7 protein-coding genes and 2 pseudogenes are annotated in these 12,286 nt (G+C 69.4%); 3 read left to right on the forward strand and 6 right to left on the reverse strand.

Annotated features, from left to right (window positions below; genetic code table 11):
- The first annotated feature begins 114 nt into the window (after positions 1 to 114).
- Positions 115 to 2,508: a Tex family protein gene (locus tag ACZ3IC_RS20830; RefSeq protein WP_467418059.1), complete on the forward strand. Its 2,394-nt coding sequence runs from the start codon at positions 115 to 117 to the stop codon at positions 2,506 to 2,508.
- Positions 2,509 to 2,731: 223 nt separating this feature from the next.
- Here ACZ3IC_RS20830 and ACZ3IC_RS20835 read toward each other — a convergent pair whose 3' ends face one another.
- The 4 genes and pseudogenes from ACZ3IC_RS20835 to ACZ3IC_RS20850 all read right to left on the reverse strand — a co-directional run.
- Positions 2,732 to 4,372, reverse strand: a complete 1,641-nt coding sequence (locus ACZ3IC_RS20835; protein WP_467418061.1) for an ABC-F family ATP-binding cassette domain-containing protein — start codon at positions 4,370 to 4,372, stop codon at positions 2,732 to 2,734.
- Between the two features lie 143 nt (positions 4,373 to 4,515).
- Positions 4,516 to 6,282, reverse strand: coding sequence for a BCCT family transporter (locus ACZ3IC_RS20840; protein ID WP_467418063.1), 1,767 nt, complete (start codon positions 6,280 to 6,282; stop codon positions 4,516 to 4,518).
- Between the two features lie 74 nt (positions 6,283 to 6,356).
- Positions 6,357 to 7,034, reverse strand: a pseudogene (locus ACZ3IC_RS20845) (M14 family metallopeptidase); the annotation flags it as partial.
- A gap of 117 nt (positions 7,035 to 7,151) precedes the next feature.
- Positions 7,152 to 7,565 (reverse strand): annotated as a pseudogene (locus tag ACZ3IC_RS20850) (CocE/NonD family hydrolase C-terminal non-catalytic domain-containing protein); the annotation flags it as partial.
- A 273-nt stretch (positions 7,566 to 7,838) separates the two neighbouring features.
- Between ACZ3IC_RS20850 and ACZ3IC_RS20855 the strand changes: the two are divergent.
- The gene (locus tag ACZ3IC_RS20855) at positions 7,839 to 9,323 is read left to right on the forward strand and encodes a M1 family metallopeptidase (RefSeq protein WP_467418064.1); all 1,485 of its coding nucleotides are present in this window, start codon (positions 7,839 to 7,841) and stop codon (positions 9,321 to 9,323) included.
- A gap of 144 nt (positions 9,324 to 9,467) precedes the next feature.
- On the opposite strand, the gene ACZ3IC_RS20860 is transcribed toward ACZ3IC_RS20855, so the two are convergent.
- Positions 9,468 to 10,325 (reverse strand): oxygenase MpaB family protein, encoded by an 858-nt coding sequence (locus ACZ3IC_RS20860; RefSeq protein WP_467418066.1) that lies wholly within the window; start codon positions 10,323 to 10,325, stop codon positions 9,468 to 9,470.
- A gap of 387 nt (positions 10,326 to 10,712) precedes the next feature.
- Positions 10,713 to 11,201: a macro domain-containing protein gene (locus tag ACZ3IC_RS20865; RefSeq protein WP_467418067.1), complete on the reverse strand. Its 489-nt coding sequence runs from the start codon at positions 11,199 to 11,201 to the stop codon at positions 10,713 to 10,715.
- A gap of 350 nt (positions 11,202 to 11,551) precedes the next feature.
- On the opposite strand from ACZ3IC_RS20865, the gene ACZ3IC_RS20870 reads away from it, so the two are divergent.
- Positions 11,552 to 12,283 carry a MerR family transcriptional regulator gene (locus ACZ3IC_RS20870; protein WP_467418068.1) on the forward strand — a complete coding sequence of 244 codons (732 nt, stop codon included), beginning with the start codon at positions 11,552 to 11,554 and terminating at the stop codon, positions 12,281 to 12,283.
- Positions 12,284 to 12,286 lie beyond the last annotated feature (3 nt).

The following is a 12,286-nucleotide window of genomic DNA, read 5'->3' on the forward strand; positions in this document are numbered from 1 at the left end:
CTGGGGTGGTCGGGCGACACGGCGCCCGACCACCCGGCACAATGCAGGCGAAGGGGCCCCGCCCCGGTAAGCACAGCCAGTACAGCCCGTACGAGAAGGCGAGTCGGTAGAACCGTGACGACGTCCATCGAAGGCAGGATCGCCGAGGAGCTCGGCGTACGCGAGCGACAGGTGAAGGCGGCCGTCGAGCTGCTCGACGGCGGGTCGACCGTGCCGTTCATCGCCCGCTACCGCAAGGAAGCGACCGAGATGCTCGACGATGCGCAGCTGCGCACGCTCGAGGAGCGGCTGCGGTATCTGCGGGAGCTGGAGGACCGTCGTACGGCGATCCTCGACTCCGTACGCGAGCAGGGCAGGCTGGACGAGGCGCTGGAGGCCCGGATCCGGGCCGCCGACACCAAGGCGCGTCTCGAGGACATCTATCTGCCGTTCAAGCCCAAGCGGCGCACGAAGGCGCAGATCGCGCGGGAGGCGGGGCTCGAACCGCTCGCCGACGGCCTGCTCGGCGACCCGTCCGTGGAACCGCTGGCCGCTGCCGCCGCCTTCGTCGACGCCGACAAGGGCGTCGCGGACGGTGCGGCGGCTCTGGAGGGGGCCCGCGCCATCCTCACCGAGCGGTTCTCGGAGGACGCCGATCTGATCGGTGAGCTGCGTGAGCGCATGTGGTCGCGCGGGCGGCTGGCAGCCAAGGTGCGGGACGGCAAGGAGGAGGCAGGAGCGAAGTTCGCCGACTACTTCGATTTCGCGGAGCCGTTCACCGCGCTGCCCTCGCACCGGGTGCTCGCGATGCTGCGGGGTGAGAAGGAGGACGTGCTCGATCTGGTCCTGGAGCCGGAGGAGCCGTCCCAGACGCCCGGCCCTTCGACGTACGAGAACATGGTCGCCCGCCACTTCGGGGTGAGCGACCGCGGCCGCCCGGGCGACAAGTGGCTCGGCGACACCGTGCGCTGGGCCTGGCGGACCCGGATCCTGGTGCACCTCGGCATCGATCTGCGGCTGCGGCTGCGTACGGCGGCGGAGGACGAGGCGGTACGCGTCTTCGCGTCGAACCTGCGCGATCTGCTGCTGGCCGCGCCGGCCGGCACGAGGGCCACGCTGGGGCTCGACCCCGGTTTCCGTACGGGGGTGAAGGTCGCCGTCGTCGACGCGACCGGCAAGGTCGTCGCGACGGATGTCATCCACCCGCACGTCCCGGCGAACAAATGGGACCAGTCGCTGGCCAGGCTGGAGCAGCTGGCGAAGGCCCATGACGTCGACCTGATCGCGATCGGCAACGGCACGGCGTCCCGCGAGACCGACAAGCTCGCCGGTGAACTCATCGACAAGCACCCGGAGTTGAAGCTCACCAAGGTGATGGTGTCGGAGGCGGGCGCGTCGGTGTACTCGGCTTCGGCCTTCGCCTCGCAGGAACTCCCCGACATGGACGTGTCGTTGCGCGGCGCCGTATCGATCGCGCGGCGGCTGCAGGACCCCCTCGCAGAGCTGGTGAAGATCGACCCGAAGTCGATCGGGGTCGGCCAGTATCAGCACGACCTGTCCGAGGTGAAGCTGTCGCGCTCCTTGGACGCGGTTGTCGAGGACTGTGTGAACGGTGTCGGTGTCGATGTCAACACCGCTTCGGCGCCGCTGCTTTCGCGGGTATCGGGGATCGGTTCCGGGCTCGCGGAGAACATCGTCGCGCACCGTGATGCGAACGGTCCCTTCCGATCGCGGAAGGCGCTGAAGGATGTGGCGCGGCTGGGACCGAAGGCGTACGAGCAGTGTGCCGGCTTCCTGCGCATCCGGGGCGACGATCCGCTGGACGCGTCGAGCGTGCACCCGGAGGCGTACCCGGTGGTGCGGGCGATGGTGAAACGCACGGGCAGTGACGTCGCCTCGCTGATCGGCAACACGAGTGTGCTGCGGACGCTGCGGGCCGACGACTTCGTGGACGAGAAGTTCGGTCTGCCGACGGTCACCGACATCCTGAAGGAGCTGGAGAAGCCGGGGCGCGACCCGCGTCCCGCGTTCAAGACGGCCACCTTCAAGGAGGGCGTCGAGAAGATCGGCGATCTGGCGTCCGGGATGGTGCTGGAGGGTGTCGTCACCAATGTCGCGGCGTTCGGTGCGTTCGTCGACATCGGTGTGCACCAGGACGGCCTGGTGCATGTGTCGGCGATGTCGCGGACGTTCGTGAAGGACCCGAGGGATGTCGTGAAGCCGGGCGACATCGTGAAGGTCAAGGTCATGGACGTCGACATTCCGCGTAAGCGGATCTCGTTGACGCTGCGGCTGGACGACGAAACCGCGGAAGGTGCTGGCCAGAAGCGGGAACGAGGCGGGCAGGGCGACCGTCCGCCGAGGCAGCGTCAGGGGCAGGGCGGACAGGGCCGTGACCGGCGCGGTGGTGGCGGTGCGGGTGCGGGCGGCTCGCGTCAGGCCGCCGCGGCGCCGGCGAACAGTGCGATGGCGGATGCGCTGCGACGGGCAGGCCTGATGGGTCCTGATCACGGCGGCAGAAAGCGCTGAGGCTGCGGGCGGGGCGGGTCGCGGCAGGGTGGCACCCCGCCGGACCCGCCCCGCTCCCGGGACCGAGGCGCGTTCTTCGACGGCTCACGATGCCTGCCTGCCCCCATCCCCCGGCGACCGAGCGACACCGCCGGCGTCACCCGACAGGGCTCTGAGGCGGCCCCTTTCCGGGACCGTGACGGACCCGTCCGTCACGGCATCCGGGACGGACGGTCCCTCGCGGTCAGCCGGTCTCCGTGACCTTGCCGTCGGTGACCTCGACCCGCCGGGTCGTGCGGACGGCTTCGAGCATCCGCCGGTCGTGCGTGACCAGCAGCAGCGTCCCGGTGTACGAGTCGAGCGCCGATTCCAGCTGCTCGATCGCCGGCAGGTCGAGGTGGTTCGTCGGCTCGTCCAGCACGAGGAGGTTGACGCCCCTGCCCTGAAGAAGGGCGAGTGCCGCCCTCGTGCGTTCGCCCGGGGAGAGGGTCGTCGCGGGACGCATCACATGGTCCGCGCGCAGACCGAACTTGGCGAGCAGCGTACGGACTTCGGCCGGTTCGGTGTCGGGTACGGCCGCGCAGAACGCCTCCAGGAGCGACTCCGTGCCGTGGAACAGCTTGCGCGCCTGGTCGACCTCTCCGACCACCACGCCCGAGCCGAGCGTCGCGTGGCCCGCGTCCAGCGGGAGGCGGCCCAGGAGTGCGGCGAGGAGGGTGGACTTGCCTGCTCCGTTGGCACCGGTGATGGCGACCCGGTCCGCCCAGTCGATCTGCAGGGATGCCGGGCCGAAGCGGAAGTCGCCCCGTACGACGTGCGCTTCGCGCAGCGTTGCGACGACCGAGCCGGAACGGGGTGCGGCGGCGATCTCCATCCGCAGTTCCCACTCCTTGCGCGGCTCGTCGACGACATCGAGCCGTTCGATCATGCGCTGGGTCTGCCGGGCCTTCGCGGCCTGCTTCTCGCTCGACTCGCTGCGGAACTTGCGGCCGATCTTGTCGTTGTCGGTGGCCTTGCGGCGGGCGTTCTTGACGCCCTTGTCCATCCAGCCGCGCTGCATCTGCGCGCGGCCTTCGAGGGCGGCGCGCTTGTCGGCGTACTCCTCGAATTCCTCACGGGCGTGCCGACGAGCCCTTTCGCGCTCCTCCAGGTAGGCCGCGTACCCGCCGCCGTACAGATTGATCTGCTGCTGGGCCAGATCCAACTCGAGGACCTTGGTGACCGTACGCATCAGGAATTCGCGGTCGTGGCTGATGACGACCGTGCCTGCGCGCAGCCCGGAGACGTAGCGCTCCAGTCGCTCCAGGCCGTCCAGGTCGAGGTCGTTGGTGGGCTCGTCGAGCAGGAAGATGTCGTAGCGGGAGAGCAGGAGGGAGGCCAGGCCCGCTCGGGCTGCCTGGCCGCCGGAGAGTGCGGTCATCGGCAGATCGAGGCCGACGGTCAGCCCGAGGTCGGCGGCGACCTCCTCGGCGCGCTCGTCCAGGTCCGCGCCGCCGAGCGCCAGCCAGCGTTCCAGCGTCTCGGAGTACGCGTCGTCCGCGCCGGGCGCCCCGTCGACAAGGGCCTGCGTCGCGGCGTCCATCGCGGCCTGGGCGTCGGCGACGCCGGTGCGGCGGGCCAGGAACTCCCGGACGGTCTCCCCCGCACGGCGCTCCGGCTCCTGCGGGAGGTGGCCGACGGTGGCGGTCGGCGGGGAGAGTCGCAGTTCGCCCTCCTCCGGCCGGTCGAGTCCGGCGAGCAGCCGGAGCAAGGACGATTTACCGGCGCCGTTGACTCCGACGAGACCGATCACATCACCGGGCCCGACGACGAGGTCGAGTCCGGCGAAGAGTGTGCGGTCGCCATGTCCGGCGGCGAGGTCTTTGGCGACGAGAGTGGCAGTCATCAGGGTGTCGATCCTAATCGCGGCCGAGGCGTGCGGAGCAGCCCGGCCGGTCCCGGTCCTGGTTCGGTACGGGTGGTGGGGCCCTGAAGGCCAAGAGCGGGCCGCCGCTCGGGCGGGGCAATGTGGTCGAGGGCCGAGCGCCGTCAGTCGCCCGGCGGCTCCGACGGGCCGGAGGGGCCGCCTTCCGGGCCCCGGCCCTCGTGGAGTCTCGTGGTGATCTGGCTGCCGCCCGGGCCGATCCTGATCTCGAAGTCGCCGGCGTACTTCGCGTGCCCTTCGATGACCGCGGATTCGACGGCTTCCACGCCGAACTCACGTCGTACGATCAGCGGGTCCTGGCGCAGGTCCCGGATCAGCGCCACACACATGCCGAGCATCACGAGGGTGAACGGCGCGGCCACCAGGATCGTCAGGTTTTGGAGTCCGGCAAGCGCGTCGCCCTTGCCGTTGCCGATGAGCAGCATGATCGCCGCCACCGCACCGGTGACCACGCCCCAGAAGACGACGACCCACTTGGCCGGTTCGAGGATGCCCTTCTGGGAGAGCGTGCCCATCACGATGGAGGCGGCGTCCGCGCCCGAGACGAAGAAGATGCTGACCAGGATCATCACCAGCAGGCTCATCACCGTGGCGATCGGGAACTGCTCCAGCACTCCGAAGAGCTGGGCCTCCTGGGTGACGGCGGTGCCGAGCTTGCCGGCCTCCTGCAGTTTGATCGCCGTGCCACCGAAGATCGCGAACCAGACCAGGCTCACGGTGCTGGGCACCAGGATGACTCCGCCGATGAACTGCCGGATCGTCCGGCCGCGGCTGATGCGGGCGATGAACATGCCCACGAAGGGCGTCCAGGAGATCCACCAGGCCCAGTAGAAGACGGTCCAGTTGCCGAGCCATTCGGCCACTTCGCCCTTGCCCGTCGCCTCTGTGCGCCCGGCGAGCTGGGCCAGATTGCCGAAGTAGGCGGCGATCGAGGTGGGCAGCAGGTCGAGCACGATGATGGTGGGGCCCGCGATGAAGACGAAGACGGCAAGGGTCAGGGCGAGCACCATATTGGTGTTGGAGAGCCACTGGATGCCCTTCTCGATGCCGGAGATCGCCGAGGCGACGAAGGCGACGGTCAGAACCCCGATGATCAGGACCAGGAATCCGGTACTGGTCTTCTCCTTCCAGTGCAGTACATGGAAGCCGCTGCCGATCTGGAGGGCGCCGAGGCCCAGCGATGTGGCGGAGCCGAAGAGGGTGGCGAAGATGGCGAGGATGTCGATCAGCCGGCCGAGACCGCCGTGGGCGCGCCGGGAACCGATGAGCGGCTCGAAGACGGCGCTGATCGTCTGCCTTCTGCGGCGCCGGAAGGCGCTGTACGCGATGGCCAGGCCGACCACGGCGTAGATCCCCCAGGGGTGGAGGGTCCAGTGGAACAGGGTGGTTGCCATCGCCGTCTGCATCGCCTCGGCGGCGTCGACGGGGTGCGTGCCGGGCGGCGGGCTGGTGAAATGGGCGAGGGGTTCACCGACTCCGTAGAACATCAGGCCGATGCCCATACCGGCGCTGAACATCATGGCGACCCAGGAAACGGTATGGAATTCCGGCTCCTCCCCCTCCTGGCCGAGGGTGATCTTCCCGTAGCGGCTGATGGCGAGCCACAGAGCGAAGACCACAAAGCCGGACGCGGCGAGCACGAAGGCCCAACCACCGTTGTGGATGAGCCCGTTGAGCATGGAGCTGGAGACCTTCTCCAGCGAGTCGGTGGCGATGGCTCCCCAGGCCACGAAGGCGAGGGTGAGGACGGCGGTGACTCCGAACACCACCCGGTCGGTCGTGGGGTGCCGGTCTTGGGTCGAGTCACCGGGGAGGCCCGCCGTCACCGGCAGATCCCCCCGGCCACCCGTTCTCTGTTCGTCCTGCGACATGAATGGCACCTTTCACGGAAGCTCTGATTTCGCTCTCCGTAGGCAGTACCACACGCCCCGCTCATCTCATGGGATCAACAAGCGGTATCGGCTTGCCCATTTACGAGGTGATATGCCGCCCGCTCGTCCAGGAGCAGCGGGATCAGATTCCGGGCCGACTGTCGCAGCGGTACATACGCTCCGTCACCGTCGCGCCGGGAGGTGACGCCGTGCAGGGCGAGTTCGTCCTTGACATCGTCGGACTGGGCCTTGGTGAGCCGGTATCCGCACGGCGGGTCCTGGAGGACCTGGCCGGCTTCGGGTGCCTCGTTGTCGGCGCCACCGAGATAGACGGGACCGCGGTCCTTGAACCCCGCGGCGCGGGATGCGGAGGTGGCGGCCTCGATCCGGCCGCGCCGTTGTTCGGTGAAGGCGAACAGGCAGTCGAGTGCGGCGAGTTGCGAGTGGACGCGACGTCGGCTGTTGAGTGCCGGATCGGCCTTTTCAGCGCCGGTGAGCGCATCGACACGGGATTCGATGAGCAGGCCGACGGCGTGCTTGATGCCGGAGGTGTTGCGCAGGATGCGTTCCTGCCCGTCACCCGCTGTCTGCTTGATCGGATCGCCGGTGACCGGGTCGGTCCAGATGCCGTAGAGGCCGCTGCTGAAGCCGGCCTCCTGGTGTTCGGCCAGGGTCTGTGATTCGCCGTGTACCTGGTCGGAGGCGTTGAGGTTGCGGGGCCACAGGACGAAGAGGTCCTTGTCCGGTCCGGGGCTGGGTGTGCGCGGCCTCGGCGGGCACGGTGACCAGGGGGATGGCGAGGACGGCGGCTGCGGCCGTCAGGATCAGGTGGCGGCGAATGGGCCGGCGGGCGGTCGGGATACGGGGCGTCATGAGCGGCTGCCTCCCGGGATGCGGTGGGCGGGACGAGGCGGCGCCACGTCCTCGAAGTGGACTGCGCGGGGAGTTGCTGTAGCGGGCGCGGAACCCGCGGTGGCACGTACGAATGCTCCGGCGCCGCCGACGAACGGCAGCTTCGCGGACGTACGGGCCAGGTCGAGGGTGAGTGTGGGCGTGGAGTCCGGCGGATCGGTCAGGTCCCGGTCGGTGCCGGCGACGATCAGGGCAAGGCGGTGCCCGGCCGGGACGACATGGTCGGTGGCCGCCGGGCCGATGGTGATCGTGTAGGCCCTGCCCGGGGTGAGGGGCCGGCCGTGTTCGGCCCGGGTGTGGGTGCCGAGGTCGGTCCGGGCGCGGCTGACGACGGTCCGTTCCACCGCGGCGGTGCTCGCCCGGGTCTCCTGGGTGGCGACGGCCGCCACCAGCGATCTGTACGTCAAGCGGGTGCTCCGCGCACGTATCGGCATGGGCGGAAGGTACCCGGTCAACTCCTGGGCAACAGGGGGCGATCACTGGTGGACATGGCGTGCCCATGACGCAATGATCACCGTGTGCCATGTCGGCCGCATGGCGATCGTGTGACAGCTGCGGCCGTGGACACGACCGATGCGGCAGTCGCTGAATAGCGTCGACGTGACGGTTCGAAAGATCATTCGCCCCGACGACTTGGAGCATTCGTGCACCGCAGATTCATCGTCCCGAGCGCACTCGCGGCCTCCCTGCTGGTGGCGATCCCGGCCTCGGCCGCCGAAGGCACCGCAGGCGCCCCGGGCATCGGCGACCCCTACTACCCGGCCAGCGGCAACGGCGGCTACGACGTGTCCCACTACGACCTGCGGCTGAAGTATCAGCCCGCCACCGATCTGCTGGAGGGCACGGCGACGATCCTCGCCACGACCACCCAGGAACTCTCCCGTTTCAACCTCGACTTCGGGCTGGACGTCTCCGAGGTGCGGGTGAACGGCAAGAAGGCCGGTCACAACAAGAGTGGCGACCAGGAACTCGAGATCACCCCGGCGGCACCTCTGGCGAAGGGCAAGGCCGTCTCAGTGGTCGTGCGGTACGCCGGGAAGCCGTCCGAGCTGGAGATCAACGGCTGGACCTCCTGGGTCCGCACCCCGGACGGCGCGGTGGCCGCGCAGGAGCCGGAGTCGGCCGTGTGGTGGTTTCCCGGCAATGACCACCCGCTGGACAAGGCCACATACGACATCTCGGTGTCCGTGCCGGACGGAACCCAGGCGATCAGCAACGGCGTGCTCCAGTCGCAGAGTTCGAAGCTCGGCTGGACCCGGTTCAACTGGCGCTCGGGCAAGCCGCAGGCGACGTATCTGACCACCCTGGCCATCGGTAAGTTCGACATCACCACGGACACCACGTCGGACGGGCTGCCGGTCGTCAACGCGTACAGCAAGGACCTCGGCGCCAACGGCGGTGCGGCGCGCGCCAGCATCGAGCGGACCACCGAGGTCGCCGAGTGGCTGACGGAGGTCTTCGGACCGTATCCCTTCGACGCGCTCGGCGGATACTCCCCCAATGTGACCAGTGGGTTCGCGCTGGAGACGCAGACCAGGCCGTTCTACAGCCCGAAGCAGTTCGCGAACGGTGCGAACGTCTCGGTCGTCGTCCATGAGCTGGCGCACCAGTGGTACGGCGACAGCGTGTCCCTCAAGGGCTGGAAGGACATCTGGATCAACGAGGGCTTTGCCCGCTACAGCCAGTGGCTGTGGTCGGAGAAGGAGGGCGAGGGCACCGCGCAGGAGCTGGCGGACTACACCTACGCCCAGCATCCGGCGGACGACGCCTTCTGGACGGTGAAGCCGGGCGACCCCGGCCCCGAGAACCAGTTCGACGCGGCCGTATACGACCGGGGCGCGCTGGCCATCCAGGCGCTGCGCAACAAGGTGGGCGACGAGACGTTCTTCGAGCTGCTGAAGGGATGGCCGGCCGAGCACGCGTACGGGAACGCGAGCGTGGGGGACTTTGTGACGTACGCGGAACGGGTCTCGGGCCGGCCGCTCGCCGACTTCTTCGACACCTGGCTGTACCAGCCGACGCGGCCTCAGACACCCGCGGCGGCCGGGACGCACGCGACCGCGCAACCCGCACAGCCCACGTCGTGGAAGCGGATCGCGGCGACGAACACGATTCACGACCACCGCTGACGGTCCGCGGATCGGGTACGGGTTCCGTCGTCTCCCTCCCCTCCGTGGGGCGACGGTGCCCGGCGTACGGCCGGGGACGCCGGTCGGGCTGACCGAACTGGTGCGCCGGGGTTGCACCTTAGCCTCCCGTCGCCCCGGACAGCCTCAGCGATGCGCCGCCCGCGCTCTGCGCGCGTACGGCAGATAGCGCAGCCGCTCGGGGAGCACGGGCACGATGCGTCGCACCACCCCGCAGAACCGGCGCAGTTTCCGCTCCTGCGCATCCGTCCACTCCAGTCCGATCGCCTCCCGCGCCTCGGGCGGCATCAGCCCGATGGTCACGAAGCGGCGGAACCTGGCCAACGGAGGAAACAGCACCGGCCACAGCGCTTTCAGCAGCAGCCGTAGGGGCAGGGGTCCCCGGTCCGGCGGCGGTACGGGGCGGTCGGTGGCGATCAGGTCCTCGACGACGACGGTCAGCTCGATCTCGTCGGCGAGCACCTTGCGGAAGTACGGCCAGAACTCCTCGATCGTCTGGGGCATGTCCCGGTCGTGGATGCCGAGAATCCTGCCGACCTGGAGCCACTCCCGGTACAGGGCGCGCTCCTGCGCCGCGGTGAGCGGACGGACGAGATAGCGCGCAGCGTGCTGGTAGATCGGGAAACCTGTGGCATGCACCCACGCATAGTTCGCGGGCGACAGCGCATGGTAACGGCGCCCACGGGTGTCGGTGCCCTGGATGGTGCGGTGCAGCTTGCGGAGCCTGCGTCCTTCCTCGGCGGCCGCCTCGCCCCCGTACACCCAGAGCTGGAGCGAGCGCAGGGACCTCTCGCCGCGCCCCCACGGGTCCGTACGGAAGACGGAGTGTTCGTCGACACCCGCGCCGACGGCCGGGTGGGCGACCTGCAGGGTGAGCGCGGCAGGCAGCATCAACAGGGCGCGGATGTCGCCGGAGAGGCTCCAGAGCACACCGCCGGGCGGCGGCGGGGCGGGAGTGCCGGCTCTGACTGCTTCGGTGCTCATGCGGTGCTCCCGGCGATCGGCGGGGCGCGCGGCTCGGTGCCCGACCCTTGTGTGATCCAGTATGCGATCGCTTCCGGGCCGGTGCGCAGCGCCCCCCTGCGACGCCTTCCTCCGCGCATCCGCACCGCCGGTGTTGACGCGGTCGATGAAACAAACCGGCGCGTCGTCTCAACCGGATCCACGGCAAGTACCGCAGCCCGAACGAGGACTTCCGCTGTGTCCTCGCGACCACGGTCGTGGATTGCCCTCCGGGAGCTGCACCCGGCAGGGGGTGCCCGGAGCGGAGGAGGACACGCGGACGCCGCCTGCGCGCCGGGGCGGACCCGAACGGATGCGTGCGACACGGGCAGGGCGGAAAAGGCCGGTCACACGACCTGCCGGCGGACCCTAGTCGCCTCCCTGGTCGTAGTCGTACACCGTCACCGCTATCCCGCGGCTCAGCAGCCGCTTCTCTATCAGCGGCTCGATTCGGGACCACTTGCCGCCCGCCAGCCCGCAGCCGATCCGCGGCATATGGACCGAAGCCCCCAGCTCGACAGCCCGGTCGGCCACGGCTCCCAGGGCCGTGTCGATCGCCTCGTAGCGCACCGGTGCTCCCTTGCTGCCCGTACGCATCCCCCGCTGGCCCACCATGTTCGCCACCCAGATGTACGGGCTGACCTGGACGAACTGCGTCGCGCCCAGACCGAAGTCGTTACCCGCGCGCTCCCTGTGCCAGTGGCGGTAGGCCGTCTCCGGTTCGGGCCAGCGACGCGAGACGGCCAGGACGAAGCCCTTGCCCCAGCCGCCCAGGTCGTTGCAGACATGCGCGATCAGCTTGACGCCCTTGCCCTGTGGGGCGGTGGCGTCGCCCCGTACGTACGTGATCTCCGACATGACACCAGCGTAGGAGCCACCACCGACAACTGTGCCGAGCCCGGTCAGTCCTGGTCGTCCACCCCGTACTGCGCCTCGATCAACTCATCGCACTTGTCGCGGATCACGCGTCGGCGCAGTTTCAGCGAGGGGGTCAGTTCGCCCGTCTCGGGGCCCCATTCCTCCGACAGCAGCCGGGGTCATGGCCGCCTCCTGTCGTCATCGGCCGGACCGTGCGGGTCCGTACCGGAGTGGGACTGCGCTTGGATGGTGCCGGACACTTTCACAACAGTGGTGAGACAGCAATACTGTTGAACCTGATCGGTGCAGACGCAGCAGTTCACCGCTGGGTCGGAATGCGAGGAGCAGCCATGGCGACCGGGACCCAGGAGCCGACGCTCACCGTCGACGAGTTGGCGGCGCGCGCCGGTGTCACCGTACGCACCGTGCGCTTCTACAGCACCCGGGGTCTGCTGCCGCCTCCGGTGATCGGGCCGCGTCGCGTCGGGCACTACGGGCCTGAGCATCTGTCCCGGCTCGCGCTCATCGAGGAGCTCCAGCTCCAGGGCATGACGCTGGCCGCGATCGAACGCTATCTGGAGCAGTTGCCGCCGGATCTGAGTGCGCACGATCTGGCGATTCACCGGGCGCTGGTGGCGTCCTGGGCGCCCGATTCGGCGGAGGACGTGACGCGGGGGGAGCTGGAGCGGCGTGCGGGCCGGGCGCTGACCGAACAGGACATGGCGCGGCTGGCCGCGTTGGGCGTGCTGGAGCGTGCGGAGTCGGCCGACGGCAGCTACCGGGTGGACCCGGGGCTGCTGCGGCTCGGGGTCGAGTTGCTCGGCGTACCGATCGCGCACGAGACGATTCTGGCCGCTCGCACGGTTCTGCTGGAGCACTCCCGGTCCGCGGCGCAGGAATTGACCCGGCTGTTTAGGGACGAGGTGTGGAATCCGTACCGGGAACGGGAGTCGGACCCGGAGCATGTGGCGGCGATGAAGTCACTGTCGGCCCATATGCAGCCGATGGTGCTGCAGGCCCTGGTGACCGCCTTCCAGCGGTCGCTGAAGGAAGAACTGCGGGCCGCGTTCACGGCGGAGTGAACG

The organism is Streptomyces sp. NPDC002958, from assembly GCF_055563255.1.

Bases quoted from the DNA above. Each gene is read 5' to 3' on its own strand.
- ACZ3IC_RS20835 (WP_467418061.1), bottom strand. From the start codon at position 4,372: ATGACTGCCACTCTCGTCGCCAAAGACCTCGCCGCCGGACATGGCGAC.
- ACZ3IC_RS20840 (WP_467418063.1), bottom strand. From the start codon at position 6,282: ATGTCGCAGGACGAACAGAGAACGGGTGGCCGGGGGGATCTGCCGGTG.
- ACZ3IC_RS20860 (WP_467418066.1), bottom strand. From the start codon at position 10,325: ATGAGCACCGAAGCAGTCAGAGCCGGCACTCCCGCCCCGCCGCCGCCC.
- ACZ3IC_RS20865 (WP_467418067.1), bottom strand. From the start codon at position 11,201: ATGTCGGAGATCACGTACGTACGGGGCGACGCCACCGCCCCACAGGGC.
- ACZ3IC_RS20870 (WP_467418068.1), top strand. From the start codon at position 11,552: ATGGCGACCGGGACCCAGGAGCCGACGCTCACCGTCGACGAGTTGGCG.